We start from the raw sequence: 26,291 nt of genomic DNA on the forward strand, positions 1-26,291 counted from the left end.
AAAAAGGAATCTGAAAGCCTTATATTTACTGGCTTAGAGATTCCGAGAGATTATCTAAAGGAAAGGGAGGCGTGGTACAATAAAATCTGAGTATGATTTGAGGAGGTATTTTAACTATGGCGAACAGGATTGAAGAATTAAATTATGTACCGGAGATGCCTGAAAAGGCAAGGAATATCGTGATTGTCGGGGCAGGAGGAATTGTATCCGGTTCACATCTCCCTGCTTATAAGATGGCCGGGTATCCAGTAGTGGGTATTTATGACCTGGACCATGAGAAGGCTGAAAAGGCGGCAAAGGAATTTGGGATTCCCAATGCAGTGCCGGAGCTGGAACAGTTAATCGAACTGGGAGTAAGGGAAGACGCAGTCTTTGATATAGCGGTACCTGCCTCCAAGACTGCCAGTATCTTAAGGCTGCTGCCCGACAATGCTGCTGTGCTTATGCAGAAACCCATGGGTGAGAGTATAGAGCAGGCCAAAGAAATCCTGGATATCTGCCATGCCAAGAATCTGACTGCAGGTGTGAATTTCCAGCTGCGTCAGGCGCCGTATATGATTGCCGCAAGGAAACTCATCCAGGATGGCGTGATTGGAGATATTGTGGACATTGACTGGAGGGTTGTGGAACTTCATCCATGGCACTTGTGGAGTTTCCTGTTTGGCCTGGAGCGTATGGAAATTAACTATCACAGCATTCACTACATTGACTGTATCCGCAGCTTCGTGGGAAATCCAAAAGGCGTGTATTGCAAAACTATGCAGCATCCCAAGATGCAGGCTCTTTCACAGACAAGGACTGCCATTATCATGGATTACGGCGATACGCTGCGTGTGAATCTTCATATTAACCATAATCACGACTATGCGCCGGATTATCAGGAAAGTACAATGAAGATAGAAGGTATTAAGGGCGCAATCCGCATACAGCTGGGGCTTATATTGGACTATCCGACAGGCCGTCCTGATAAGGTGGAGTATATTACGGAAGACGGCAAGGGCTGGAGGGAACTGGAGGTAAAGGGAAGCTGGTTCAACGAGGCATTTATTGGGACTATGGGCGGCCTGATGAAAAAACTGGAGGATCCCTCTTATCACTATATGAACAGTGTAGAGGATGCCTACCATACCATGTGCGTGGTGGAGGCCTGCTATAAATCCAGCGAAGCCGGAGGGCTGAACGTGGATTATGCGCAGTAGGCGTATAGATTGACATTATAAGCAAGGAGGAGCACCATGAGAATCATTGATACCCATCTGCATATTTGGAATAAGGAAGAATTTTCGCTCCCGTGGCTGGATGGAGAAGGGGAAGTTCTGAACCGTACATATTCGCTGGAAGACTATAAAAACGCACTGGAGCCGGACAAGGGCTATGAGGTTGAGGCGGCTGTATATGTTGAGGTGGACTGCGCAAGAAGGGATAAGGAGAAGGAAAATCTCTTTATTGCCGGATGCTGCGCCAATCCGGGCCAGCTGTTTGCCGGCGCATGTATATCCGGTTATCTCAACGAGGAGGGGTTTAAGGGGTATATTGATAAATATGCATCCGAATATGTAAAGGGAGTAAGACAGGTGCTCCATGTCCCTGAAGCCTTGCCGGGAACATGCCTGGGACAGCTTTTTGTTGAAAATGTTCGTTATCTGGGAAAGAAGGGACTGGTGTTTGAAGGCTGTGTACGGAATGCAGAGCTGGGCGATTTATATGAAACGGCAAAAGCCTGCCCGGATACAACCATTGTCCTGAACCATATGGGAATTGTGGACCCGGATATTATTTCCGTTCAGACGCCTTCAGAGGAAGAACAGCAGTATAAGGAACGCTGGATACTGAATATCAGAAAGCTGGCATCCCTCTCCAATGTGGTATGCAAGATTTCCGGACTGAATCCGAAAGGGGAGTGGTCTGCGGAAACATTGAAGCCAGCAGTTGACATTGCCCTGGATTATTTTGGAGAAGACAGAGTCATGTTTGCCAGCAATTATCCTGTGTGCAACATTGCAACCGGCCTGTCCCCTTGGATTGAAGCATTGATGAAAATTACAGAGGGAAGAGGCAGTGAATTCCAGAATAAACTGTTCCGTGAAAACGCTAAACGGATATACGGTTTGTAAAGAAAAGGAGAGATACATATGTCAGATGTAAAACGTTATGGAAGTATTTCAAGATTAACACCTGAAAAGGCCGATTACTATAAGAAACTTCATGCAGCGCCGTGGAAACAGATTAATGACATGATAAAGGAGTGCAATATCCGGAATTACTCTATATATTGCCATGGAGAGTACCTATTTTCTTATTATGAGTATACTGGAGATAATTATGAGGCGGACATGGCCAAGATGGCAGCGGATTCCGAGACACAGCGGTGGTGGGGAGAGTGCGTGCCGTGTATGAACCCGCTATCGGCAGACGGTCCATGGATGGATATGCAGGAAATTTATCATTTAGATTAGAGGTCAGACAAATATGAAAAAATTATATGTGGCATCCATCACACCTTTTGATGGAAATAATCAGATAAATGATTCTGCCATGAGACAGTTATGGGATAGGAATCTTGCAGAGGGGGCCGATGGATTTTTTATTGGAGGAAGCTCCGGGGAATGCTTCCTGCTGTCAAGGGAAGAGCGGGTACATACCTTTGAACTGGCTGGCGAATATACGGATAGGACAGAGATGTTCGCCCATGTGGGAGCTATCAGCACGGAAGAGGCCATATTCTATGCCAGAAAAGCAAAAGAAATGGGAATACAGAACATCGCAGCAACTCCGCCATTTTACTTTGGCTTTTCCGACAAGGAAATGGCAGGATATTACTACGACATTGCTGAGGCAGTGGATATGCCGGTCCTGTATTATAACATTCCTTCCAGCACCCACAGGGAGCTGAATCCGTCCCAGCCGGATTTGGCAGCCCTCCTGAAATCAGGAGCTGTGGGAGCCATCAAACACACCAATCTCAATCTCTATCAAATGGAGCGGATTCACGACGTTAATCCGGATATAAGGTGCTACGGCGGATTTGAAAATTGTATGGTTGCCTTCCTGGCCTTTGGGTGTGACGGCTTCATTGGCAGCAATTTTAATTTTATGTTGCCTCAGTACAAGAAGGTGATGGAGCTGTATCTGTCCCACCATGATGATGAGGCCAGAATTCTGCAGTCCAAATCCAACTGTATTTTGGATGCAGTGCTTAAAAACGGTTTATGCGCAAGCCTTAAATACATAGCATCTTGTCAGGGAATCCAGGTTGGAGAGGTCAGAAAGCCGATGTGTCCGCTGACGGAAAATCAGAAGGCAGAGATTGACCGGGTAATTGGGATGTATATGGAAATCAAGTGATAATGAAATGGCAGATTATTCGGATTGGCCCTGCGGTGCGCGCTGCAGGGCCATTTTTATTCCCTGGACATGAAAGGATAAGCTGTGCTATTATAGTAAGAGTAATGAGGTTATGGAAAGGGAGAGTATCAATATGGAATGTGAGCCGTTAAAGAAAGTCACATTGACGGAACAGATTATGGAACAGATTGCGGGGATGATTACGTCCGGCCAGCTGAAGCCAGGTGATAAGCTCCCAAACGAGAGGGACCTGGCAGAATTGTTTGGTGTTACGAGGAGCCGGATACGGGAGGCGTTAAGGGCCCTTTCTCTTGTGGGAATGCTGACCATCAAACCAGGAGACGGCAGTTTCGTCAGTGAGGAAGGAACAAAGGTTCCCGAAGAGACTGTCATGTGGATGTATTACCAGGAAATGAACAAGCATGATGAAATCTATGCTGCCAGGAATCTGATCGAGACGGAAGTGTATCTGACCTGTTATGATAACCGTACGCCTGAGATTCTGGAGAGGCTGGATGGATTCAGGGACAGGCTGCTGGATGTGGAGACAGAGGAAATTACAGCAGAGGCGTTTTGTCAGCTGCTGACAGATATAGATACATATGTGGGTGATGTGTGTGGCAACGGTATATACGCAAGGTTGATGCAGATTATGGTGCTGATGAGAAAAGAATCGGCCATGAAGATCCTGTCTCTGGCATCATCCAAAGAGAGCGCTGTGTTTTACCGCTGTAAGATACTGAATTCGTTCCATCAGGATGACAGGAATAAAGTAAAGAAATGCCTGAATGATTTCTTTAAATATTCAATCAGGGAAATTTCCATACAAGAATAAACGAGTTATAGGATGATAAAGGGTCAGCTGACGGATAGACAGCTGACCCTTTGGGATATAGTTTAAAACTATGGATAGGCAAATGTTTTATTTTCAAGCGATGCAGGGATTTTGGGCTGTATAACTGTAAATGCCAGGTTTTATGTCTGGATCGTACACATAACATTCATTGGAAGAATGTTATAATGAATCCATATGGATACATCTATAAAGGAGGGACATATGGATAAAACAATGTGTATCAGTGCGGACAAACGGCTGCAGGAATTTCTTGAATCAGTACCGGAGGATCATTCCCATCGCAGAATGGTGCAGCAGGAGGTAAAATGCGGATTTGGCCTGGACGGCGTCTGTTGCAGGCTTTGCTCCAACGGACCCTGCCGTATATCCAAAGCAAGGCCAAAGGGGGTATGCGGAGCGGACAGGGACACCATAGCGGCAAGGAATTTCCTGCGCTCGGTGGCCGCTGGTTCAGGCTGCTATATTCATGTGATGGAGCAGGCCGCCAAAGAATTGAAGACGGCAGCTCTAGCCGGAAGGAAGCTAAAGGGAGTTGACGCGCTTCACCGTTTGTGCGATGAGTTGGGGATTGGTGAAGCGGATGATTCCCAAATGGCGCTTCGCCTGTCAGAGGCAGTGCTGGAGGATCTGCGCAGGCCATATGAGGAACCCATGCATCTAACGGAAAAACTGGCCTATGCTAAGCGGACCGGGGTGTGGAAAAATGCGGGGCTTCTTCCGGGTGGCGCCAAGGATGAGATATTCAACGCAATCGTGAAAACTTCCACCAATCTGAATTCAGATCCAATGGACATGCTGACCCAGTGTCTGCGGCTGGGAATCTCCACCGGAATATACGGACTTGTGCTGGTCAACCGTCTGAATGATATCCTGATGGGGGAGCCGGAATTAGGGTTTGATCCCGTGGGAATGCGGGTGATAGATCCTGAATGCATCAATATCATGGTTACAGGCCACCAGCACTCTATGTTCGGCAGCCTGACCGGGATGATGGAGCATCCGGAAATCAAGGAGATGGCTGACCGGGCCGGAGCCAGGGGTATACGGATTGTGGGATGTACGTGTGTGGGACAGGACTTCCAGGCCAGAAGCCGCTGTTATGAGAAAGTGTTCTGCGGGCATGCGGGCAATAATTACAGCAGTGAGGCTGTTTTGCTGACCGGATGCATCGATCTGGTGGTATCGGAATTTAACTGTTCCCTTCCAGGGATCGAACCGATCTGTGAGGAACTTTCTATCCCCATGCTCTGTCTGGACGATGTGGCAAAGAAAAAGGGAGCCAGGCACCTGCCCTATCACCCGGAGGACCGCGAAGATGTAAGCGTCAATGTAATTGCAGCTGCCATTGCGTCCTATGTAAGGCGCAGCAGGGCGGGAAAGCGGCAGAATCCCATGCAGGATCACGGATGTAATGAGGCGGTTACAGGTGTGACGGAGAGAACCCTCAAAGGAGCGCTGGGGGGAAGCTTTGCCCCGTTGATTGATCTAATCGCTGCCGGAAGCATCAAGGGAGTGGCGGCTGTTGTGGGCTGCTCCAACCTGCGGGCCAAGGGCCATGACGTATTTACAGTGGAATTGGTGAAAAAACTGATTGCCAGAGATATACTGGTGGTGTCTGCCGGATGTACCTGCGGAGGCCTTGAAAACTGCGGTCTTATGAGCCGGGATGCGGCCGGATTGGCGGGACCGGGCTTGTCACAGGTTTGCCGCAGCCTTGGGATTCCACCAGTACTCAATTTCGGCCCCTGCCTTGCAATCGGCCGTATTGAAGCCGTTGCCGGGGAGCTGGCCGGAGCGTTGGGAGTGGATCTGCCCAAACTTCCGGTGGTGGTTTCCGCACCCCAATGGCTGGAAGAACAGGCATTGGCGGATGGGGCGTTTGCACTGGCCCTGGGCTTTCACTTGCATCTGGGGCTGGCGCCATTTGTGATGGGAAGCCCTGTAATATTGGATGTGCTGTGTAATCAGATGGAAGGAATAACAGGCGGAAAGCTGATGGTGGAGACAGAGATTGATGCGGCGGCCGAAAAGATCGCTGCTGTCATATCAGATAAGAGAAGGGGGCTGGGACTGAATGAGTGAACGTTATCCTAAAAGTGTTCCTGTATCCCCGGATAACCCTGCAATTGAAAAGGATGAGGACATCTGTGCGAATTGCAGCCATTGCTTGGCCGTATGCGCAGAAGAAATAGGAGTGGCACAGCCGTGTAAAGTCACGGGAGCGGATGATTTTACATGTATTCACTGCGGCCAGTGCGCGGCTGCCTGCCCGGAGCGGGCAATCCGCGCAAAGAGCCAGTGGCGGGAAGCTGCCATGGCTGTAAATGACCAGCAAAAAATTGTTATATTTTCCACAGCACCGTCTGTGCGCGTGGGGCTGGGGGAATGTTTTGGCGGAAAGCCCGGAGACTTTGTGGAAAGCTATATGGTTTCTGCGCTCAGGAAGCTGGGAGCGGACTTTGTGCTGGATGTGGCATTTTCAGCGGATCTGACCATTATGGAGGAGGGGACGGAGTTTCTCAAACGATTTATAGCCGATTCCCATCCATTGCCCCAGTTTACAAGCTGCTGTCCGGCATGGGTAAAATATATAGAAACATTTCACCCGGAACGGATTCCGTGCCTGTCCAGTACAAAAAGCCCGATCAGTATGCAGGGCGCCCTGATTAAGACATATTTTTCTAAAGAAAAGGGGATTGACCCGCGGCGGATCGTGAATATCGCGGTTGCCCCGTGCACTGCCAAGAAATTTGAGATTTCCCGGGAAGAATTGTGCTCTGCAGGAGCGTATCTGGGGATTCCGGGACTTAGGGACAATGACTATGTATTGACCACAAGGGAACTGGCGGAGTGGATACGGGAAGCAGGTATTGGTTTTTATGATCTGACCCCATCTGCCTTTGATTCCCTTATGGGAGAAGGCAGCGGGGCAGGGGTGATTTTCGGCAATACGGGCGGCGTGATGGAGGCCGCTCTGCGCATGGCATATTCGGTTGTGAACGGGATTGAACCGCCTGATCTGCTGATGCAGTACCAGCCGGTGAGAGGGCTGGAACAGGTGAAGGAATCTGTGGTATCTCTTGGCGGCCGCGATGTGCGTACCGCGGTTGTCTACGGCACCAGGGCGGCGGAACAGCTGATTGCAACAGGAGCTGTGGATGACTATGATTTTGTGGAAGTAATGACCTGTCCCGGCGGGTGTATTGGCGGCGGAGGACAGCCGGACAACGGTATACTCCCTGTTCCGGACCAGCTTCGGATGGCGAGAATCCGGTCACTTTATTTGGCTGATCAAGAGAGAAGTTTCAGAAATTCCCTTGAAAATCAGGAGATTAAACATCTATATGAAACATTTATCGGGGAACCTATGAGTAAAATGGCGCAATTACTTCTGCACACCAGTTATCACAGCAGAAAGCGCGGGATTTAAATATATAGGATGTGAAATTATGAACAAACAGAGGGGGAACTTTTGTTATGGGAGTTATTGATTTAATCAAGATTCACGCCATAGTTTATAAAAACAATTGTATTTAAGCATTTCGGCTGTCTTCAACGGTAGAACGATTGACACCGGCATGGGCAGCCAATGGAAAGAGAGACCGGGAGGTCGTTATCTCACCCCCTGATTCTAAGCTGAGCGTACTGGTTAATTCCCGCCAACAAAGAACTGGCGATTGCAAGAGAAAAGCTTGCGATCGTGGAGTCTGTATCATAAAAAATGATGGCCGGTGTACAGGTGATTTAGAAATTTGTACGCCAGCTTTTTTTGTGCTCAATTTTTCCTGTATTTAGTTGAAAATGTCTTAAAAGTACCATTTTTTCGTATGAATAGCATAAGGAAAAACAGCCTCCGGGATGATAAAATCTATATAACATAATACATTTGGGAAAGGAGGGTAGGGGTACATAGAAGTGGATTGCCCACGGGCAGATAAAAAGAAGGGAGAATATAGGCATATGAATTTGTTTGCATTAGTAGCATCATTTGGAGGAGGAATCATAGGTGCATATATGGGAGCGCTTCCCGCGTTTATATTGACCGGCGTGATCGCCATTGCAGGGGCTGTGGCGGCTATGGCCGGAGGGGCAGACATGACGGTGGGATTCATTGCGTTCGGTTCCTATCTTGGCCCGCATATTGCGTTTGCCGGCGGCGTGGCAGCGTCCGCATATGCAGGTAAGACCAAGAAACTGGGAAGCGGAACCGATATTCTGTCCTGCCTTAACGGGCTGGCGGATCCGGCCACACTGCTGGTAGGCGGCGTGTTCGGTGTGATTGGTTTTCTGATTCATTATGTGATCGGGGCAGTTCTTCACCTAAACACAGATCTTCCTGGATTCACCGTTATCATATCCGCCGTCATTGCGCGTCTGGTATTTGGCTCCAGTGGCCTGATAGGAAAAGCCGCTCCCGGTGAGACGAGAGAGTATTTTACCGGCGGAAAGGGAATGCTTTGTAATGTGATTCTTGGTTTGGGTATCGGAACCACAACCGGATTTGTGTATCAGGCGCTGGTGGACGGTGGGGCATCGGCGGCATCCATTGGTAGTTATCCGGTTCTCTGCTTTGGAATCGCAGCGGTATCCCTTATTTTTGCCCAGACTGGGTTTGCCATGCCGGCAACCCACCACATTGCGCTGATCTCAGCACTGGCGGCCGTTACCGCCCAGAACCCTGTTATGGGTATCGTATTCGGTATATTGACCTCGCTGTTCGGTGATTTTATAGGCAAGACCTTTAACAGCTGCTGCGACACCCATATCGATCCTCCTGCATTTACCATATTTATATTTACATTTATTGTAAATGTACTGTTCGGAAGCGGATTCTTTAGCGTTTAAAGCAGCAGCTCCTTGATTTTATCAAGACGGAACCCGGAGATCTCATGGCTGCCGATCACGGTCACAGGAAGTGCGGTATAGCCGCGGCTGTCCATAAAAGCCTGGCCCTGCATATCGCTGTCCAGATCGATTTCCTCATAGGAAATTCCGTTGTCGGCAAGAAATTCCTTGACCTGGCGGCAGTAAGAACAGCCGGGAAGGGTATAAATTCTCACCGTTTTGTCAGAAGCGAAGGAGTCGGGAAGAGAGGGCCGGTCCTCTTTCAGGGGCTGGCTCCCGATGGTCCAGTTGGCACCACAGAGCGAACCGGTCTGAAGCGCTTTTAAGACCCGCAGAACCTCCTGGGTGTTTCTGCCGATGTTGTTGTCGTGGATCACGCTGTAGCGGATCGTCTGGTCAGGATCAATAATAAACAGGCCGCGCAGCGCAACTCCCTGGTCCTCCAGAAGTACTCCGTAGTCAGCCGCCATGGACAAGGTCTTGTCGGCTCCCAGGGGATAACCAATGCGGCCAAGGCCGTTGCGGATCCAAGCCTGATGCGTGTATTCGCTGTCTGTGCTGACTGCCAGAAGTTTGGCATCCGCTTCATCAAACAGATACAGGTCATTGCTAAACGTGGTGATCTCGGTGGGGCAGACGAAAGTGAAATCCATGGGATAGAAGAACAGGACCAGCCAGTGCCCCTTATAGGTATCAAGGCTCACATCAAAGAAATCCTCTCCATCCCCGGAGACAGCCTTTAAGTGAAAGTCAGGAGCTTTTTTTCCAATGATTCGGTTCAATTTTGATTCCTCCTTTATTTGCATGATTGTTTCTGTTATAATGATATCACAGATAAAGAAGAAATACACCACATTTTCGTCACTGCACTAAGCTCGACAGGACCTCGCCAAGTGCCAGTGACATGTATCGCACTTAGAGACCAGAATACGGTCTCTAAGTGCTCATAACTAGGAGGTAACAGCATGAGTGATAAGAAGTACTCCGGTAATTTTTATAAAACGGACAAGATAGAAGAAACTCCAGACGACTGCCCAAACTGCCTATATCAGAACAAGAAAGCAGAGAAGGACCCGGATGAATGCCCCAACTGTTATTACATTCCCAACAAGGAGAAGAAGGAAGGGCAGGAGTAACCGTACTCAGTAAAAGACAGTAAAAGACAGGAGACATCCGGAAGATTCCGGTGTCTCCTCAGACTGTAGACAAAGCCCAAGGCTCACGCCTCGGATTTTTCGTTAAAAGAGCTATAAATATTCCTGTTTTCAGGATTTTATAGCTCTTTTCTGATAGAATGGAAGTATCAAAGGAAGGTGGGATATTTCTATGATGACTCAAAATAAGGACAAGAAAAGAGGAAAGATTCAGATATTCTGTATGGATGACATGGTTCCCCAGGATCATCTTCTGCGAATCATTGATAAAGCGATTGACTGGAACTTCATCTATGGCCTTGTAGTGGACAAGTACAGTCCTGATAATGGACGCCCCAGTATGGACCCGGTCATGTTGATAAAGCTTCCATTCATCTAGTACCTGTATGGTATCAAAAGCATGCGGCAGACCGTAAAGGAAATCGAAGTAAATGTAGCTTATCGATGGTTTCTTGGACTTGAAATGATGGATAAGGTCCCTCATTTCTCAACGTTCGGAAAAAACTATACCCGCCGTTTTAAGGACACTGGCCTTTTTGAGCAGATATTTTCCCATATACTGCAGGAATGTTATAAATTTAAACTGATAGACCCAAGTGAGGTCTTCGTGGATTCTACCCATGTAAAAGCCAGGGCAAACAATAAAAAGATGCAGAAGCGGATTGCTCAGGAGGAGGCTTTGTTTTTTGAAGATTTGCTAAAGAAGGAAATCAATGAAGACCGTGAAGCACATGGTAAACGGCCTCTGAAAGAAAAGGATGATGACAGTAATCCGCCATCCGGCCCATCCGGTGGCAAAGAAGAAAAGACGATTAAAACAAGTACTTCTGACCCTGAAAGTGGATGGTTCCACAAAGGGGAACATAAAAGTGTATTTGCCTATGCAGTACAGACCGCGTGTGATAAGAATGGCTGAATACTTGGTTATAGTGTTCATCCGGGAAACCATCATGACAGCAGAACCTTTAAGTTCCTGTATGACAAGATAAAAGAGATTGGAATCAAGACGCTGATAGCCGATGCAGGATATAAAACCCCCGGTATAGCAAAACTCCTGATAGATGATGGGATCAAGCCGCTTTTGCCATACAAGTGTCCCATGACCAAAAAAGGGTTCTTCAAGAAATATGAGTACGTTTATGATGAGTATTATGATTGCTATATCTGTCCAAACAATCAGGTACTGTCCTATCGTACAACCAACCGTGATGGATATCGTGAATATAAGAGCAGCGGAACGGTCTGCGAAAACTGTCCATACCTGGAGCAGTGTACCCAAAGCAAGGATCATGTAAAGGTTGTTACACGCCACATATGGGAGCCATACCTGGAAACGTGTGAAGATATCCGTCATACGCTTGGGATGAAAGAGTTATATTCGCAAAGAAAAGAAACCATTGAACGAGTATTCGCAAGTGCAAAGGAGAATCATGGATTCCGGTATACACAGATGTATGGAAAAGCCCGAATGGAAATGAAAGCCGGGCTTACATTTGCCTGCATGAATCTCAAAAAACTGGCGAAGATTAAGGCAAAATGGGGACTCCTGGAAGAAGGGGAGCCACACAAAATTTCTATTTTATACACAATTCGGATAATAAGAGAAAAATGGCTCTGGGATACAAATCCCAGAGCCGCTTTGTCTACAGTCTGAGGAGACATCCGGAAGATTCCGGTGTCTCCTGTTTTTTCCGTATTGTTTGTTTTAATCCAGTGATAACGCGTGTCTGGCCACGGTCATGTCCTGTTCCACAGTGCCGCCGGATACGCCCAGACCGCCGATACAGCGTCCGTTCTTCATGATGGGGATTCCTCCGCCGAAGATACAGAACTTGCCGGGATGGGTCTGCTGGAGCCCGTATAAGGACTGTCCCGGCAGGATATCCCTGGCGGCTTCCCCGGTTGGCGCGCGGAGCGCCGCCGCCGTGTACGCTTTCGAGTAGGAGATGGAGATGCTGGCCAGGAGGGAGTCATCCATCCGGTGCATGGCAACTGTATTGCCACCCTCATCCACCACTGTGATAACCATGGGTACATGGATGATCTCTGCCATTTCTTCGCCTTTTTCAATCATCTGCAAGGCTTCTTTTAAACATAATCCCTGATGCTTCAGCGCGTCCAAAAGGGCGGCTGTTATTTCTTTTGCTGTATGTGTTTCATTCATAATGTTGTCTCCTTTATCAAAGCAGGCTGCGGTACAGTTCCTTGTCCGGATGGGCAATCACAACCTTTTCAAGCAGTGCGCCGCTGTTTTCTGCTGTCTTTGCACCTGCCTCCACGCTTTCCTCCACCGCGCCCACATCCCCTGTAAAGGTTACAAAGGATTTGCCCCCAATCCCTGTTCCCAGGCGGATTTCGATTAGGGATACATTGGCCGCCTTGGCCGCTGCATCGGCGGCGATGATTGCGCCTGTGACGGAGAAAAACTCCAGAATGCCCAGCGCCTTTAGGCTGGAGGGCATGGAGGACATGTTGATGGCCTCAATCACCTGCGGGTTTACTCTGGGGATGAGAAGCCGGTCCACCACATTGGTTTTAGCGCTTTCCTCACCGATCCTCAAAGCTGATTCCACGGCTGAAACTTCCCCTGTTATTAAAATCTGATACTTGCCGGGACAGCTGGGCCTTGCAGAGACAAGCTTGATTTCCGCTGCCTTGAGCATCATGTCTGCGGCCAGGATTCCTTTGGCAATGCTGTTTAATTCTAAAAAACCGATGGTAATCATATGATTTTCCTCCTAACTACTGCCTGTCAGCAGAAATAACAATTTCAGTATCAGTAACCTGTACGACGGTTCCGGATATACTCGCATGAATGTTGGCACCCAGCGCCTCCGCAGGAATCGCTCCGATCAGCTGCCCGCACGAAACCGTGTCACCTGTCTGTACCACAGGTTGGCTGGGGGCGCCGATGTGCTGTCTTAGGGAGATCCGAACTGTGGCGGGATCAGCGGCTTTGCAGCTGTCAATATGATAGTCATAATACTGGTCGACACCCAGGCGGACCGCCATGCGCTTGGACGGCGCTTTCCGGTAGCTTCGTTCCTCCAGCTGTGTAAATGTCTCTGAAGGCTTGGGATAGCGGTATTTATTCTGCCGGAGCAGATTCTTGACATAGATATTGACCTGGCGCGGCTGAAGTCCCATGGGACAGGCATATGTTTCACAGAGTCCGCACTCGCTGCATATCATGGCCTGCCTGACATGCTCGTCCTCCAGAACCTCCTCGGGAGACTGGGCATAGGCGAGCTTTCGCATAATCATATGCGGCTTTAACGGATGTCCCGTGAGGTAACGCGGACACATCTGGGTGCAGTAAGAGCATTGGATACAGCACATTTTGGCCCGCTTCAGCGAAACGGATATGGGAATATTATGCTTTTCCACCAGGGGCGTATCGTCAGCGACAATGATGTAGCCGGAAGTGGTTTTTGTGACGGTCAGTCCCGCGGCTTCCTCCTTTCTGTAGCATTTACCCATCATGGGGCCGCCTGCGATTACGTGAAAGGAGGAAAGACTGCTTCCTCCGGCCAGCAGAAGGCACTCTGCAAAGGAAGTACCCAGAGGAGCGCGGACAATGCAGGGGGAGTTCACCGCCCCGGTAACCGTCAGGTATTTTTCGGTAAAGGGCTGTCCCTGGGATGCATTGTAAATGGAATAAACGGTGGCCAGATTGGATACCACGGCACCCACGTCAAGGGGGATTCCGGAAGGCGGAACCGTGCGCCCCGTAACGTCGCAGACCATGATCTGTTCATCGCCGGCCGGGTAGAAGTTCTTCATCTTATAAAGCTTGACAGGACTGTGAAGTTCTGTAATGGCAGCTTCCAGTGCGGCAATCTCTTCCGAGTATGTTTCTTTCAGTGCTATATAACGTTTACCCGCCTGTACCATATCTCCGATCATACCGGCGGCCGTGACGATCTCCCTGGCCTTATGGAGCATAAGAAAACGGTCGGTCCGCAGGAGCGGTTCACATTCGGCGGCATTGATAATCAGATATTCCACGGTACAGTTCAGCTTGACATGGGTAGGGAAGCCGGCCCCGCCGCACCCGACGATTCCCGCTTCTTTTATTTGTTCTAACAGCGTCATATATACTCTCCCTTCATATATCACTCAAATCCCTTTCTTTTTAATTATAAAGAAAAAAGATATCCTATACAATGAATGGGCAGTCTAAAAAATGGTATTATCCAATACTGTCCGACTCATTGCGTACAAGTCTGTATAATACAAAAAATCAGTTTGTCTAGTACTAAAGGAAACTTTTATAAAATGTTACAATATAAAAATAAAGGCGGAAAGGTGATGGTGATAAATGGAAATAAAAAACTGGAATGGAAGCCAGGGGGACCTGATGAGGATTATACAGGAATCAGTGCCCGGCAAACAGATTACCATGGCTCATATAATAGCCAGCCCGGATGAGGTGATTTACAAAAAACTGGGACTGGATCCAAAGGTTGATTATCACCGTTCGGCCATCGGAGTACTGACCCTTACTCCCAGTGAGACAGCAATCATAACAGCGGATCTGGCCATCAAGGCTTCTAATATACAGATTGGTTTTATCGACCGGTTCAGCGGTACGCTCATTATCACGGGAACCATTTCTGATGTCAATATCGCCTTTGAGCGGATTTTGGAGTACACGTCCTCAGAACTTGATTTTACGGTATGCAGGATCACAAAGGCCTGATTACATGCTGCTTAGCCGGGAAGGAGCGTCAATGAAAAAGATCATGCTGGTGGGGCGCAGCGGAGCGGGAAAGACCACGCTGACACAGGCGATGAAGGGTAGAAAGATAACATACCATAAGACGCAGTACATTAATAATTACGATGTTATTATCGATACGCCCGGAGAGTATGCGGAGAACAAAACCCTGGCAAGGGCGTTGATTCTGTATTCCTATGAGGCTGACATTGTGGGACTGCTGATGAGCGCCATTGAGGACTATTCACTGTACAGCCCCAATATTGTATCCATGGCAACCAGGGAAGTCATAGGGATCGTGACACAGATTGACCAGCCGGAGGCAAGGCCGGACCTAGCCACCATGTGGCTGGAACTTACGGGATGCAAGAAGATATTCTATGTCAGCTCCGTGACCGGCGAAGGGGTGGGAGATATTCTTAATTACCTGCGGGAAGAGGGCGATACCATGCCATGGGAAAGAGAGGAGGAAACGGATGAAGCGAGTTCTGATGCTGGCGGGCGACTATACGGAGGATTATGAGGTGATGGTGCCGTATCAGGCATTACTGATGGCGGGGGTGGCGGTGGATGTGGTCTGCCCGGACAAGACTGCGGGAGACACCATAAGGACAGCGATTCATGATTTTGAAGGTGACCAGACCTATTCTGAAAAACCGGGGCACAATTTTGTGCTCAATGCTTCGTTCCAGTATCTGAAGCTGGAACAATACGACGGACTGTTCCTTACCGGGGGAAGGGCGCCCGAGTATCTCAGGCTGAATTCCAGGGTAATAGATATGGTACATTACTTTATGGATCTGAAAAAACCGGTGGCGGCCATATGCCACGGAGTACAGATCCTGACCGCGGCCAGAGTGCTGAAGGGAAAAAAGGTGACTGCTTATCCGGCGGTGCGGCCGGAGGTACTGGCAGCCGGAGGCATTTTCATGGAAAAGGAGCCGTATGAAGCGGTAATCTTTGAAAATCTGGTAACTTCCCCGGCCTGGCCCGGGAATGTGGAAATTCTAAAAGGGTTTCTCAAGCTGCTGGGCGTCACAATTTCGTGATGAAAAGTCTGTATTTTACATCTATTACGTTTTAATAATATGTCTTCTTTTTCGTCCGTATAGGATATTATGAGGAGGAGGGACGCCCTGGAATTGATGGACGGGCAAATCCCGGAAACTGAAAACTATGCAATAGAAAACAAAATAAAGGAGGATATTTGTATGATAGCAAAGGGGTTTACAGAGCCAACCGAGAGAGTGAAACGTCTTAAAAGAGCAATTGTCGATGCAATTCCGTACGTTGAGTCTGAGAGGGCGGTTCTGGTAACAGAGTCCTATAAAGAGACAGAGGGACTGTCTCCTATTATGCGCCGTGCCAAAGCAGCAGAGAAAATTTTTAACAATCTTCCGATTACCATTCATGATGACGAGCTGGTTGTAGGCGCAATCACAAAGAATCTGCGTTCAACAGAGATTTGTCCTGAATTTTCTTATGACTGGGTTGAGAAGGAATTTGAGACAATGGGCACCAGAGTTGCCGACCCGTTCCAGATTCCAAAAGATACCGCAGCAGAGCTGCATGAAGCATTCAAATACTGGGAAGGAAAGACCACCAGCGCTCTGGCAGATTCCTATATGTCACAGGAGACTAAGGACTGCATCGCAAACGGAGTGTTTACGGTAGGCAACTACTTCTACGGCGGCGTTGGACATGTGTGTGTAGATTACGGCAAGGTTCTGGATATCGGTTTCACCGGAATCATTAAACAGGTAATCGAGACCATGGAAAAGCTGGATACAAGTGATCCGGAGTACATCAAGAAGAAAAATTTCTATGAGGCGATTGTAATTACATATACGGCAGCAATCAACTTTGCACACCGCTATGCTGCCAAGGCAAGAGAGATGGCAGCTTCATGCCCGGATCCTGTAAGAAAAGCAGAACTGCTCCAGATCGCTGCCAACTGCGACAGGGTTCCGGAACGGGGAGCAACCAATTTCTACGAAGCATGCCAGGCATTCTGGTTTGTACAGATCCTCCTTCAGATCGAGGCCAACGGCCACTCCATTTCACCAGGACGTTTTGACCAGTACATGTATCCGCATCTGGCCGCAGATAAAAACATCTGCCCGGAATTTGCACAGGAACTGGTTGACTGTATCTGGGTTAAATTAAATGATGTCAACAAGACGCGTGATGAGGTCAGCGCACAGGCATTTGCCGGATACGCAGTATTCCAGAACCTGATCGTGGGCGGCCAGACAGAGGACGGCCTGGATGCAACCAATGACGTATCCTATATGTGTATGGAAGCTGTTGCCCACGTAGCTCTGCCGGCGCCTTCCTTCTCCATCCGCGTTCACCAGAATACACCGGATGAATTCCTCTACAGAGCATGCGAAGTGACCCGTCTCGGACTGGGCGTTCCGGCTATGTACAATGATGAAGTAATTATCCCTGCACTGTGCAACAGAGGCGTGTCTCTAGCAGATGCAAGAAGCTACTGCATCATCGGCTGTGTAGAGCCGCAGTGCCCGCACAAGACAGAGGGCTGGCATGACGCAGCGTTCTTCAACATTGCAAAGGTTCTGGAAATCACCCTGAACAACGGCAAGGTGGGCGACAAGCAGTTAGGCCCGCAGACCGGTGATATGACTTCCTTTACCAGCATTGAGGATATTTTTGCGGCATACAAAAAACAGATGGAATATTTCGTATATCATCTGGCAGAAGCCGACAACTGTGTTGACTTCGCACATGCAGAGAGAGCGCCGCTTCCATTCCTGTCAGCACTGGTAGATGACTGTATCGGAAGAGGCAAGAGTGTACAGGAAGGCGGAGCAATTTACAACTTTACAGGCCCGCAGGCATTCGGCGTGGCCGATTCCGGAGACTCCCTGTGTGCCATCAAGAAACATGTATTTGAGAGCAAGGAAGTAACCATGGCTCAGCTGAAAGAAGCAATGGCAAACAACTTCGGTTATGCATGCAATGCCTCCGCACCTGCTGCTACGGCTGACGAGTGCACGGACGAAGCAAGGATTTATGAAGCAGTCAAGAGAATCCTTAGCAATAACGGCTCCATCAACCTGGCGGATCTTCAGGCACAGCTTGCCGGACCTGCACAGGCATGCCGCTGGCCGTCACCCGCAGAGCCGGCCAAGACAGAACCGGCCTGTGTGAACCCTGATTATGCACACATTAAGAGACTGATGGAGAACACCCCATGGTTTGGAAATGATATTGACGAAGTTGATATGATCGCAAGACGCTGTGGACAGATTTATTCCTACGAAGTGGAAAAATACACGAATCCGCGCGGCGGACAGTTCCAGGCTGGATGCTATCCTGTATCTGCCAATGTGTTATTCGGAAAGGATGTAAGCGCTCTTCCGGATGGAAGGCTGGCTAAGACTCCTCTGGCTGACGGCGTTTCCCCGAGACAGGGAAAGGATACCAACGGACCGACGGCGGCAGCCATGTCCGTGGCAAAACTGGATCATGCAAACTATTCCAACGGTACGTTATACAACCAGAAATTCCTTCCTGACGCACTTGCAGGGGATGAAGGCCTGAAACGTTTCGCATCCGTGGTACGCGCATATTTTGATCACAAGGGCATGCATGTGCAGTTCAACGTTATTGACAGAGCAACCCTGCTTGCAGCACAGGAGCATCCGGAGGATTACAAGGATCTGGTAGTCCGTGTTGCAGGATACAGCGCACAGTTTACCGTTCTGGCAAAAGAAGTTCAGGACGATATTATCAGCCGTACAGAGCAGACCTTTTAGTGCGGTTCCAGTATAATACAGTGAAGGGAGTTCGGCATGGATTCAATCAATTATAATTTAATGGGAACCGTGTTCGACATACAAAGGTTTTCCCTGCATGACGGACCGGGAATCCGGACGATCGTGTTTTTAAAGGGCTGTCCTCTCTCCTGCCAGTGGTGTAGTAATCCTGAATCCCAGAGTATCAAACCAGTTATTATGTATAAAGAAGATGATTGCCTTCATTGCGGCCGTTGTATAACGGCCTGCAAGAGAGGGGCAATCAGTCCGGAAAATAAAACCTGGATTAACAGAGAGCTGTGCAGTGGATGCGGCGAATGTGTCAATGCATGTCCGGCAGGCGCCCTGGTGCTGAAAGGAAAGACAATGTCGATCCAGCAGGTAATCCGGGAACTGAAAAAGGATGCCACAACCTACAGACGTTCCGGCGGAGGCATCACTTTATCCGGCGGTGAGCCGCTGATGCAGTATGAATTTGCTTCCGAGCTTCTGCAGGCATGCAAGGGGCAGGGATGGAATACCGCCATTGAGACCACTGGAGTGGGGAGCCGTGAAGCGATTGAGAAGGTAATTCCTTATGTGGATACGGTGCTTCTGGATATTAAGCATATGGACGGTGAGCAGCATAAAAAGTTCACGGGGGTTAGCAATGACCTGGTTATTAAAAATGCTCCCGAGATCTGTAAAATATCCAATACTGTAATCCGTGTTCCGGTGATTCCGGGCTTTAACTACTCGGTGGAGGATATTAAGGCGATCGCAGAGTTTGCCAGAACCCTGGTGGGTATACGGACTATACATCTGCTGCCGTATCATTCCTTTGGCGAAAACAAGTATGGTTTGTTGGGCCAGGATTACACACTGAAACAAATTAAGCCGCTGGCTCCGGAGGATCTGGAGGAATGTAAGGCAGTGGTGGAGAGTTATGGTTTTCAATGTATCATTGGCGGTTAGACAAGATTTTAGAATGGAGGAAGAAAAATGGATCAGCAGTTAATTGAGAAAGTAATGAAGCAGGTTTCCGATGAACTTGGCATCGGGAAAGAGGAGTGCAAGGCAGAGGCGCCAAAGGAAGAATGCTGCGGTAATATTGGATTAACCGAGTTTGTGGGAACGGCAATCGGCGATACGATCGGCCTTGTTATTGCCAGCGTGGATCCTATGTTAGTGGACGTTATGAAGTTAGGTAAATACCGTTCCATCGGTATTGTGGGAGGCAGAACCGGAGCGGGCCCTCAGATATGGGCAGTTGATGAGGCTGTAAAGGCAACCAACACAGAAATCATTTCCGTAGAGCTTCCAAGAGATACGAAGGGCGGTGCCGGACACGGCAGCTTGATCTATATTGGAGCAGATGATGTATCGGATGCCAGAAGAGCAGTTGAGATTGCCCTTCAGGTTCTTCCAAAATACTTCGGCGATGTATACGGCAACGATGCGGGACATCTGGAGTTCCAGTATACCGCAAGAGCCAGTTACTGTCTTGAGAAGGCGTTGGGTGCGCCGGTTGGAAGAGCATTCGGCATGACATGCGCGGGACCGGCTGCAATCGGCACGGTTCTGGCGGATATCGCGGTAAAGGCTGCTAACGTTGAAGTGGTAGGCTACTGCTCACCAGGTAACGGCGGAACCAGCTATTCAAACGAGGTTATCCTCACATTTACCGGTGATTCCGGCGCTGTACGCCAGGCAGTGAAGGCTTCCATCGAAGCGGGCAAGAAAATGCTTGGTGCATTAGGTGATGAACCTAAGTCTACAACAACTCCATATATCTAATAAGATAAATCTGGAGAATGTGAATCAATTAAGGAGGTTCTAATATGAATGCAGATGCATTAGGTATGGTCGAGACAAAAGGATTGGTCGGTGCAATTGAAGCAGCGGATGCCATGGTTAAAGCTGCCAACGTTACACTGGTTGGATATGAGAAAATCGGATCCGGACTTGTTACCGTTATGGTAAGAGGCGATGTAGGTGCGGTTAAAGCAGCTACCGATGCCGGCGCAGCTTCTGCGGCAGCAGTGGGAGAGGTTGTATCTACCCACGTTATTCCACGCCCTCATACGGATGTTGAGAAGATTCTTCCACATCTTGAATAAAGGCAGCAGATAGAATCAATTATCTGGCAGCGGTTGCAGCGGGGAATGCCCCTATCCGTTGGATAGGGGCATTCCTTGAAACGAGGTGAAGGAATTGAAAATCAGCGAAGAACAGTTGAAAGAGCTGGTGCTGCGTGTACTCGGAGAGCTGGAGGCAGAAAGAAAAGCAGACAACGCGAACCATCCCGGACAGAAGCTTTATATGCTGTGCGTGTCGCCATGGAGCGACCGGTACATGGAATTTCTAAGGGAAATGGAAACGTCGGATCAATATGAGATCGTACCTGTGATTCCTTCCTCGTGGAAGGACATGGGATATGAAGCAAGACTCATGAAAACGAAAGCCTGCAGCCACATTCTGCACCGCTCCTGTGAAAAACCTGCGGATCTGGAAACGGCGATTACAGTGATGCCGGTGGTTCCGAGAGATGTTCTCGTAAAAACTGCATTGTGTATCAGCGATACATACGAAACCTCCTGGATATCGGAATGCATGGATAAGGGGAGCCGCGTAGTGCTTCTGCGTTCTGGCCTTGCGAGATTTTCCGGAAAGGAAAAACCTGCTTACCGGAACCGGGTCATGAATTATTACAGGCAGATTCTGGAGTATGGAGTCGAGATATGCAGCGTGGATGAATTCACAGGCAGAGCGCCCTATGAATCCCCTGGTCATTCTCCGGCCGGAGAGACGGCATCGGGAAATGATACGCAGCATCCTGATACAAAGAAAAAAAGGGTTATATCATCGTCCAATGTGGAACAGTTTGCATCCGGCGGTGTTATATTCCTTCAGCAAGGCGATATTGTAACGGACCTGGCTAAAGACAGGGCGAAGTTTCTGAATATCGTATTCAAATAAACAGGAGAGCGAGGTGATAGGATGAAACAGGCGTTGGGATTAGTTGAAATCAGTGGACTGTCCACTGCGGTTGTGGTGGCCGATACCATGGCCAAAGCAGCCAATGTACGGATCCTGGAGATTGAAAACACAAAAGGTCTTGGATATATGACCATTAAAATCGTCGGGGATGTAGGCGCTGTCAATGCTGCTGTCAATGCAGGAAAGCAGATTGGAACCGCAAACGGAAAGCTGGTTTCATGGAAGGTCATTCCAAGGCCGTCCGACTATGTCGATCAGACATTTTGTTGTCCTGAGCCACCAGTACCGCCTTCCCCTCCTAAGAAAGAAGCACAGGAGGAGACGGAGGCTGAGGTTGAAGTAAAGGCTGAGACAATGGAAGCGGTTAAGGCGGGAGAACCGGAAGAGACTGGGCTGGAAGAAATAGCGCCGGAAGATACGGAGCAGGAGACTGAAGCGGAACCAGCAGAGGCCGGACCGGAGCCGAAGATTGAAGCAGAGCCGATAGAAATTAAATCGGAGCCTCTGGTTGAAGCAGAACCGACCAGGACCGGGACCGTAGATCCGGCAGAACCGGAAGTCCCGGATTCTCCGGAAACGCCGCCCGAAAGGCCCAAAAAGACGGCTAAACGCACGACATCTGCGAAGAGCACCAGTACTACAAGGCACAAAAAGAATTAATGGAGAACAGGAGTTCCGGTAAGAAATATTTAAACACGCTCCTGAGACAGCCGGATTCTCCGTGAAAGGAATGTGAAGAGTATGAGATTGGCTAAGATAATAGGCACAGTAGTAGCTACCAGGAAGGACAATTCGCTGGTTGGCTACAAACTGATGATTATCAGACGGATTGATGGACACGGTAATTTCATTGATTCAGAGGAAGTGGCTGTGGATTATGTCGGAGCCGGAATCGGTGAGACGGTCCTGATTGGTTCGGGCTCTTCTGTCCGCGTGGACCAGTCCAAACGGGAGGCTGTCATCGATATGGCGATTATCGGAATTGTAGATACAATGGATATTTAGTGTAAAATGAATTATTTTTAAGGAAAGGAGGTAATGAATGACATGAAAAGCAGTATTTACTCCAGTGTGACCGATGCGGTGGCTGCTGCAAAGGGAGCTTACAGCAGATATTCAAAGCTGACTCTGAATGAACGGCAGGAAATTCTGGAAGGAGTGAAAAAAGCACTTCGTCCGATTGCCAATGAACTGGCAGCCATGACCGTTTCAGAAACAGGCATGGGAAATGTCTGTGATAAGGCACAAAAAATAAAGCTTGCCATTGAGAAGACGCCCGGCGTGGAGGACCTGATAACAGAAGTGAATACAGGTGACCACGGTATGACGCTCTATGAACTTTCCCCTTTTGGTATTGTTTGTGCGGTACAGCCATGCACCAACCCCTGTGCGACACTCATCAGTAACACCATTGGAATGCTGGCTGCAGGCAATGCGATCATCCATTGCCCACATCCGAGAGCAGTAAAAGTTTCACAGTTTTTGACAACGATTATCAGTGAGACGATCCGCAGCATCAGCGGTATAGATAACCTGGTAGTTACCCTTCACGTAAGCCTGATGGGATTTACCACAGAGGTTATGAGCCACCCGGACGTGGATTTGGTTGTCTGCACAGGAGGTAGCGGCTCGCTGCGCCAGGCCATGACTTCCGGCAAAAAGGTAATCGGAGCCGGACCAGCCAATCCTGTCGCCATCGTGGATGCCACAGCGAATTTCGAAAAGGCTGCAAGGGACATTGTCCGTGGAGCTTCTTTTGACAACAATCTGATGTGTACGTCGGAAAAGTGTATGGTTGTGGAAGAAAAAGCAGCGGATCGTTTTATATTTGAGCTTCTGAAAAATGGAGTTTATTATGTCAAAAATGAGGAAGAGATTCAAAAACTTCTGGACGCGGCAGTCACCGGGGATTTTGTGATTAACAAAAAACTGGAAGGTCGGAGCGCCAATGAAATTCTTGAATATGCAGGTATTCCCTGTAATGGAACCATCAAACTGATCGTAGCAGAGACAGAGCGGATTCATCCGTTCGTTACGCTGGAGCTTCTGATGCCTCTTGTGCCTCTTGTGAAGGCGGCTGACTTTGAGGAAGCTCTGGAGATTGCTTTGGATGTGGAACAAGGTTATAAACATACGGCAACCATTCATTCAGAGTCCATCGAACATTTGAACCAGGCGGCAAAAGAAATGCAGACCTCTGTATTTGTAAAGAACGGCCCCTCCTTTATGGGAATTGGATTTGACAAAGAAGGTCACACCAGTTTTACAATCGCAACAACAACAGGAGAAGGGACGACCACAGCAAGGCATTTCGCCCGTAGAAGAAGATGTACGTTGACAAGCGGATTTTCGATCCGCTGATTGCAGTAAGAAAGCAGGTTGATGGAATGATGGAAGGACGGGATGACAGATTTTATTATGTGACATCGGAATCTGTAACAGAGGGCCATCCTGACAAGGTATGTGATCAGATTTCAGACGGTATATTGGATGCATATCTGGGAAAGGATCCAAAATCCAGGGTGGCGATCGAGGCTATGGCATCTGCCAATACGCTAATGCTGGCGGGTGAGGTTACATCAAGCGGTCATGTAGACGTTGTTGCAAAGGCCAGAGAGATTATCAGAAACATAGGATACACGGAACATGGAAAAGGGTTTGATGCCGATACATGTATGATTTTTACCAATATACATAACCAGTCGCCGGATATTTCCATGGGAGTTACCAGAAGCGCCGGAACCGGCAAAGAAGTTCTGGGCGGAGGAGATCAGGGTATCATGTATGGCTATGCTGTCAATGAGACGGAAAGCCTGATGCCGCTGTCCTGTCATCTGGCCAACCGCCTGGCGGAACGTCTGGCTTATGTGAGAAAGGTTCAGAAAGCAGACTTTCTGTATCCTGACGGAAAAACCCAGGTTACAATGAAGTACAATGAGGCGGGAAAGCCGGTTTGCATCCACAGTATTGTTGTATCCACACAGCACAGTGAAAATATTTCACACAAGTTGCTGGAAGCATTTATACGCTGTACTGTCATAGAGCCTGTGATTGATCCGCAATGGATCACGCCGAAGACAAGGATCCATGTGAATCCCACGGGGCGTTTCGTCATAGGAGGGCCTGCCGGGGATACAGGTGTCACCGGAAGAAAAATCATGGTAGACACCTATGGAACTGTGGGAAAACACGGCGGAGGCGCTTTTTCAGGAAAAGATCCGACCAAGGTGGACCGTTCGGCCGCTTACATGGCCCGTTATGTGGCCAAGAATATTGTAGCCGCGGAGCTGGCGGACCGATGTGAGGTTGCACTGGCTTATGTGATCGGAGGCATTGAACCGGAAGCAATTACAGTCAATACTTTCGGAACCGGCAGGATACCGGACAGCAGTATTGAGGAGCTGGTTAAATCCGTGTTTTCCTTTGGAGTAGCTGATTATATTTCAGAACTGAACCTGAGAACGCCACAGTTTTTAAAAACAGCAGCATACGGCCATTTCGGAAGAGATGACCAGGGCTTCCGTTGGGAAGAGACCGACAAGGCCTGGCTGTTGAAACAGTTAGCATTTTAAATTTTACTATAATAACTAAAACATATCATTCAGGAGGAAAAAAATATGTCAAACGAAGCATTAGGAATGGTTGAGACCAAAGGTTTGGTAGGAGCAATTGAGGCGGCAGATGCAATGACAAAGGCTGCTAATGTAGCGCTCATCGGTTATGAGAAGATTGGTTCCGGACTTGTAACAGTTATGGTACGCGGCGATGTAGGCGCAGTAAAGGCTTCCGTGGATGCAGGCGCAGCCGCTGCGGCCAATGTAGGCCAGGTAGTTTCCCAGCATGTAATTCCAAGACCACACACAGACGTAGAGAAAATCTTACCAAAGTCATTATAATGTATCAGTAAGTATATACCGGCCAATACGGCCGGTTTATAAACTTCCGAAAGGGGTTGAACATGATGGTAAATGAAGAACTGCTGAAACTGATTACTGAACGGGTAATGGAGAAAGTTGTAAACTATAATACTTATAAAATCCCTGTAGGAGTATCCAATCGGCACGTTCATGTGACTCGGGAAGATCTTGAGACCTTGTTTGGAAAAGGATATGAACTAACTGTAAAAGGCGAATTAAAGCAGCCGGGGCAGTTCGCCAGTAACGAGACAGTGACGATCCGTGGGCCAAAAGGAGAGTTTGAACGGGTACGTATCCTGGGCCCGGTCAGAAAACAGAGCCAGATCGAGATATCCAAAACGGACAGCTTTCGGCTTGGAGTGAAAGCGCTGATCAGAGAATCAGGAGATTTGTCAGGAACGCCTGGCCTGGAGCTAGTGGGACCAAAGGGAACGGTCCTGCTGCCGCAGGGAGCGATTGTCGCGCTTCGCCACATTCATATGACCCCACAGCAGGCGGAGGCCATGGGAGTATGGGATAAGGATATCGTGGAAGTGGAAACATTCGGAGAGAGACATGGAGTATTTGGAGATGTATTAATCCGGGTGTCGGATCAGTTTGAATTGGAGATGCATGTGGATGTGGATGAAGCCAATGCATGTGCGCTGAAAAACAATGATTATGTAATCATCCGGCATTAAATTAAAGAGATAG

The 26,291-nt window shown here is 48.6% G+C and carries 27 protein-coding genes and 2 pseudogenes; 24 read left to right on the top strand and 5 right to left on the bottom strand.

Annotated features, from left to right (window positions below):
* Nucleotides 1–116 precede the first annotated feature (116 nt).
* The 8 genes from LI015_RS24920 to LI015_RS24955 all read left to right on the top strand — a co-directional run bounded on the left by LI015_RS24920 (nucleotide 117) and on the right by LI015_RS24955 (nucleotide 9,046).
* Nucleotides 117–1,199 carry a Gfo/Idh/MocA family protein gene (locus LI015_RS24920; protein ID WP_002568846.1) on the top strand — a complete coding sequence of 361 codons (1,083 nt, stop codon included), beginning with the start codon at nucleotides 117–119 and terminating at the stop codon, nucleotides 1,197–1,199.
* 36 nt (nucleotides 1,200–1,235) lie between these two features.
* Nucleotides 1,236–2,114, top strand: a complete 879-nt coding sequence (locus LI015_RS24925; RefSeq protein WP_118018458.1) for an amidohydrolase family protein — start codon at nucleotides 1,236–1,238, stop codon at nucleotides 2,112–2,114.
* 18 nt (nucleotides 2,115–2,132) lie between these two features.
* Nucleotides 2,133–2,456 (top strand): L-rhamnose mutarotase, encoded by a 324-nt coding sequence (locus tag LI015_RS24930; protein ID WP_002568844.1) that lies wholly within the window; start codon nucleotides 2,133–2,135, stop codon nucleotides 2,454–2,456.
* A gap of 13 nt (nucleotides 2,457–2,469) precedes the next feature.
* Nucleotides 2,470–3,345, top strand: a complete 876-nt coding sequence (locus LI015_RS24935; RefSeq protein ID WP_002570904.1) for a dihydrodipicolinate synthase family protein — start codon at nucleotides 2,470–2,472, stop codon at nucleotides 3,343–3,345.
* Nucleotides 3,346–3,457: 112 nt separating this feature from the next.
* Nucleotides 3,458–4,180 carry a FadR/GntR family transcriptional regulator gene (locus LI015_RS24940; RefSeq protein ID WP_007038669.1) on the top strand — a complete coding sequence of 241 codons (723 nt, stop codon included), beginning with the start codon at nucleotides 3,458–3,460 and terminating at the stop codon, nucleotides 4,178–4,180.
* A gap of 222 nt (nucleotides 4,181–4,402) precedes the next feature.
* Nucleotides 4,403–6,283 carry an anaerobic carbon-monoxide dehydrogenase catalytic subunit gene (gene cooS, locus LI015_RS24945; RefSeq protein ID WP_118018456.1) on the top strand — a complete coding sequence of 627 codons (1,881 nt, stop codon included), beginning with the start codon at nucleotides 4,403–4,405 and terminating at the stop codon, nucleotides 6,281–6,283.
* A complete protein-coding gene (locus LI015_RS24950; RefSeq protein ID WP_002568840.1) occupies nucleotides 6,276–7,631 on the top strand; it encodes a [FeFe] hydrogenase, group A in 1,356 nt (451 codons plus the stop codon). Before cooS ends, LI015_RS24950 begins: the two co-directional genes overlap by 8 nt.
* A 584-nt stretch (nucleotides 7,632–8,215) precedes the next feature.
* Nucleotides 8,216–9,046 (top strand): hypothetical protein, encoded by an 831-nt coding sequence (locus LI015_RS24955; RefSeq protein ID WP_080637054.1) that lies wholly within the window; start codon nucleotides 8,216–8,218, stop codon nucleotides 9,044–9,046.
* On the opposite strand, the gene LI015_RS29110 is transcribed toward LI015_RS24955, so the two are convergent.
* Nucleotides 9,043–9,261, bottom strand: a complete 219-nt coding sequence (locus tag LI015_RS29110) for a glutaredoxin family protein (protein WP_316139475.1) — start codon at nucleotides 9,259–9,261, stop codon at nucleotides 9,043–9,045. The genes LI015_RS24955 and LI015_RS29110 overlap by 4 nt on opposite strands.
* A gap of 48 nt (nucleotides 9,262–9,309) precedes the next feature.
* Nucleotides 9,310–9,828: pseudogene (locus tag LI015_RS24960) on the bottom strand (peroxiredoxin); the annotation flags it as partial.
* Between the two features lie 183 nt (nucleotides 9,829–10,011).
* Here LI015_RS24960 and LI015_RS24965 point away from each other — a divergent pair.
* Nucleotides 10,012–10,182: a hypothetical protein gene (locus LI015_RS24965; RefSeq protein WP_002570902.1), complete on the top strand. Its 171-nt coding sequence runs from the start codon at nucleotides 10,012–10,014 to the stop codon at nucleotides 10,180–10,182.
* A gap of 184 nt (nucleotides 10,183–10,366) precedes the next feature.
* Nucleotides 10,367–11,854 (top strand): annotated as a pseudogene (locus LI015_RS24970) (IS1182 family transposase).
* 51 nt (nucleotides 11,855–11,905) lie between these two features.
* Here LI015_RS24970 and LI015_RS24975 read toward each other — a convergent pair.
* The 3 genes from LI015_RS24975 to LI015_RS24985 are packed head-to-tail and all read right to left on the bottom strand — an operon-like array spanning nucleotide 11,906 to nucleotide 14,295.
* The gene (locus LI015_RS24975) at nucleotides 11,906–12,364 is read right to left on the bottom strand and encodes a GlcG/HbpS family heme-binding protein (RefSeq protein WP_002568833.1); all 459 of its coding nucleotides are present in this window, start codon (nucleotides 12,362–12,364) and stop codon (nucleotides 11,906–11,908) included.
* Nucleotides 12,365–12,380: 16 nt separating this feature from the next.
* Complete coding sequence (locus tag LI015_RS24980; protein WP_002568832.1) at nucleotides 12,381–12,926, bottom strand: BMC domain-containing protein; 546 nt, start codon at nucleotides 12,924–12,926, stop codon at nucleotides 12,381–12,383.
* 16 nt (nucleotides 12,927–12,942) lie between these two features.
* Entirely contained in the window at nucleotides 12,943–14,295 is a 1,353-nt protein-coding gene (locus tag LI015_RS24985) for a 4Fe-4S dicluster domain-containing protein (protein WP_002570900.1), read from the bottom strand.
* Nucleotides 14,296–14,521: 226 nt separating this feature from the next.
* On the opposite strand from LI015_RS24985, the gene LI015_RS24990 reads away from it, so the two are divergent.
* From LI015_RS24990 to LI015_RS25055, 14 genes are all read left to right on the top strand, one after another.
* On the top strand, nucleotides 14,522–14,902 hold the full coding sequence (locus LI015_RS24990; protein ID WP_007038675.1) for a BMC domain-containing protein: 381 nt from the start codon (nucleotides 14,522–14,524) through the stop codon (nucleotides 14,900–14,902).
* 31 nt (nucleotides 14,903–14,933) lie between these two features.
* On the top strand, nucleotides 14,934–15,443 hold the full coding sequence (locus LI015_RS24995; protein ID WP_002568829.1) for a EutP/PduV family microcompartment system protein: 510 nt from the start codon (nucleotides 14,934–14,936) through the stop codon (nucleotides 15,441–15,443).
* The gene (locus LI015_RS25000) at nucleotides 15,397–15,969 is read left to right on the top strand and encodes a DJ-1/PfpI family protein (protein ID WP_002568828.1); all 573 of its coding nucleotides are present in this window, start codon (nucleotides 15,397–15,399) and stop codon (nucleotides 15,967–15,969) included. The genes LI015_RS24995 and LI015_RS25000 overlap by 47 nt, the downstream gene beginning before the upstream one ends.
* A 162-nt stretch (nucleotides 15,970–16,131) precedes the next feature.
* Entirely contained in the window at nucleotides 16,132–18,702 is a 2,571-nt protein-coding gene (locus LI015_RS25005) for a glycyl radical protein (protein WP_002568827.1), read from the top strand.
* A gap of 36 nt (nucleotides 18,703–18,738) precedes the next feature.
* A complete protein-coding gene (locus tag LI015_RS25010) occupies nucleotides 18,739–19,656 on the top strand; it encodes a glycyl-radical enzyme activating protein (protein ID WP_002568826.1) in 918 nt (305 codons plus the stop codon).
* A gap of 27 nt (nucleotides 19,657–19,683) precedes the next feature.
* Nucleotides 19,684–20,478: a propanediol utilization microcompartment protein PduB gene (gene pduB / locus LI015_RS25015; RefSeq protein ID WP_002568825.1), complete on the top strand. Its 795-nt coding sequence runs from the start codon at nucleotides 19,684–19,686 to the stop codon at nucleotides 20,476–20,478.
* Between the two features lie 44 nt (nucleotides 20,479–20,522).
* Nucleotides 20,523–20,801: a propanediol utilization microcompartment protein PduA gene (gene pduA / locus LI015_RS25020; RefSeq protein ID WP_002568824.1), complete on the top strand. Its 279-nt coding sequence runs from the start codon at nucleotides 20,523–20,525 to the stop codon at nucleotides 20,799–20,801.
* Nucleotides 20,802–20,886: 85 nt separating this feature from the next.
* On the top strand, nucleotides 20,887–21,660 hold the full coding sequence (locus LI015_RS25025; RefSeq protein WP_227126589.1) for a hypothetical protein: 774 nt from the start codon (nucleotides 20,887–20,889) through the stop codon (nucleotides 21,658–21,660).
* A gap of 21 nt (nucleotides 21,661–21,681) precedes the next feature.
* Nucleotides 21,682–22,341: a BMC domain-containing protein gene (locus LI015_RS25030; RefSeq protein WP_002570897.1), complete on the top strand. Its 660-nt coding sequence runs from the start codon at nucleotides 21,682–21,684 to the stop codon at nucleotides 22,339–22,341.
* A gap of 81 nt (nucleotides 22,342–22,422) precedes the next feature.
* Nucleotides 22,423–22,686: a EutN/CcmL family microcompartment protein gene (locus LI015_RS25035; RefSeq protein WP_002568821.1), complete on the top strand. Its 264-nt coding sequence runs from the start codon at nucleotides 22,423–22,425 to the stop codon at nucleotides 22,684–22,686.
* Nucleotides 22,687–22,719: 33 nt separating this feature from the next.
* Complete coding sequence (locus tag LI015_RS25040) at nucleotides 22,720–24,042, top strand: aldehyde dehydrogenase (protein ID WP_007038680.1); 1,323 nt, start codon at nucleotides 22,720–22,722, stop codon at nucleotides 24,040–24,042.
* A gap of 26 nt (nucleotides 24,043–24,068) precedes the next feature.
* Nucleotides 24,069–25,253, top strand: coding sequence for a methionine adenosyltransferase (gene metK, locus LI015_RS25045; protein WP_002570896.1), 1,185 nt, complete (start codon nucleotides 24,069–24,071; stop codon nucleotides 25,251–25,253).
* 45 nt (nucleotides 25,254–25,298) lie between these two features.
* On the top strand, nucleotides 25,299–25,577 hold the full coding sequence (pduA, locus tag LI015_RS25050) for a propanediol utilization microcompartment protein PduA (protein ID WP_002568818.1): 279 nt from the start codon (nucleotides 25,299–25,301) through the stop codon (nucleotides 25,575–25,577).
* A 62-nt stretch (nucleotides 25,578–25,639) separates the two neighbouring features.
* Entirely contained in the window at nucleotides 25,640–26,278 is a 639-nt protein-coding gene (locus LI015_RS25055; protein ID WP_002568817.1) for a phosphate propanoyltransferase, read from the top strand.
* Nucleotides 26,279–26,291 lie beyond the last annotated feature (13 nt).

The sequence above is a fragment of the Enterocloster sp. 210928-DFI.2.20 genome, assembly GCF_020554465.1.
Lineage (GTDB): Bacteria > Bacillota > Clostridia > Lachnospirales > Lachnospiraceae > Enterocloster > Enterocloster bolteae.

Coding starts and splice junctions, on each gene's coding strand:
- LI015_RS25040 (WP_007038680.1), top strand. CDS start 22,720: ATGAATGACATGAAAAGCAGTATTTACTCCAGTGTGACCGATGCGGTG.
- LI015_RS24995 (WP_002568829.1), top strand. CDS start 14,934: ATGAAAAAGATCATGCTGGTGGGGCGCAGCGGAGCGGGAAAGACCACG.
- LI015_RS25055 (WP_002568817.1), top strand. CDS start 25,640: ATGATGGTAAATGAAGAACTGCTGAAACTGATTACTGAACGGGTAATG.
- LI015_RS24975 (WP_002568833.1), bottom strand. CDS start 12,364: ATGAATGAAACACATACAGCAAAAGAAATAACAGCCGCCCTTTTGGAC.
- LI015_RS24955 (WP_080637054.1), top strand. CDS start 8,216: ATGGGAGCGCTTCCCGCGTTTATATTGACCGGCGTGATCGCCATTGCA.
- LI015_RS24990 (WP_007038675.1), top strand. CDS start 14,522: ATGGAAATAAAAAACTGGAATGGAAGCCAGGGGGACCTGATGAGGATT.
- LI015_RS24920 (WP_002568846.1), top strand. CDS start 117: ATGGCGAACAGGATTGAAGAATTAAATTATGTACCGGAGATGCCTGAA.
- cooS (WP_118018456.1), top strand. CDS start 4,403: ATGGATAAAACAATGTGTATCAGTGCGGACAAACGGCTGCAGGAATTT.
- pduB (WP_002568825.1), top strand. CDS start 19,684: ATGGATCAGCAGTTAATTGAGAAAGTAATGAAGCAGGTTTCCGATGAA.
- LI015_RS25030 (WP_002570897.1), top strand. CDS start 21,682: ATGAAACAGGCGTTGGGATTAGTTGAAATCAGTGGACTGTCCACTGCG.
- LI015_RS24940 (WP_007038669.1), top strand. CDS start 3,458: ATGGAAAGGGAGAGTATCAATATGGAATGTGAGCCGTTAAAGAAAGTC.
- LI015_RS24950 (WP_002568840.1), top strand. CDS start 6,276: ATGAGTGAACGTTATCCTAAAAGTGTTCCTGTATCCCCGGATAACCCT.
- LI015_RS24930 (WP_002568844.1), top strand. CDS start 2,133: ATGTCAGATGTAAAACGTTATGGAAGTATTTCAAGATTAACACCTGAA.
- LI015_RS24980 (WP_002568832.1), bottom strand. CDS start 12,926: ATGATTACCATCGGTTTTTTAGAATTAAACAGCATTGCCAAAGGAATC.
- pduA (WP_002568824.1), top strand. CDS start 20,523: ATGAATGCAGATGCATTAGGTATGGTCGAGACAAAAGGATTGGTCGGT.
- LI015_RS24925 (WP_118018458.1), top strand. CDS start 1,236: ATGAGAATCATTGATACCCATCTGCATATTTGGAATAAGGAAGAATTT.
- LI015_RS25005 (WP_002568827.1), top strand. CDS start 16,132: ATGATAGCAAAGGGGTTTACAGAGCCAACCGAGAGAGTGAAACGTCTT.
- LI015_RS25035 (WP_002568821.1), top strand. CDS start 22,423: ATGAGATTGGCTAAGATAATAGGCACAGTAGTAGCTACCAGGAAGGAC.
- pduA (WP_002568818.1), top strand. CDS start 25,299: ATGTCAAACGAAGCATTAGGAATGGTTGAGACCAAAGGTTTGGTAGGA.
- LI015_RS24965 (WP_002570902.1), top strand. CDS start 10,012: ATGAGTGATAAGAAGTACTCCGGTAATTTTTATAAAACGGACAAGATA.
- LI015_RS25000 (WP_002568828.1), top strand. CDS start 15,397: ATGAAGCGAGTTCTGATGCTGGCGGGCGACTATACGGAGGATTATGAG.
- LI015_RS24935 (WP_002570904.1), top strand. CDS start 2,470: ATGAAAAAATTATATGTGGCATCCATCACACCTTTTGATGGAAATAAT.
- metK (WP_002570896.1), top strand. CDS start 24,069: ATGATGGAAGGACGGGATGACAGATTTTATTATGTGACATCGGAATCT.
- LI015_RS24985 (WP_002570900.1), bottom strand. CDS start 14,295: ATGACGCTGTTAGAACAAATAAAAGAAGCGGGAATCGTCGGGTGCGGC.
- LI015_RS25010 (WP_002568826.1), top strand. CDS start 18,739: ATGGATTCAATCAATTATAATTTAATGGGAACCGTGTTCGACATACAA.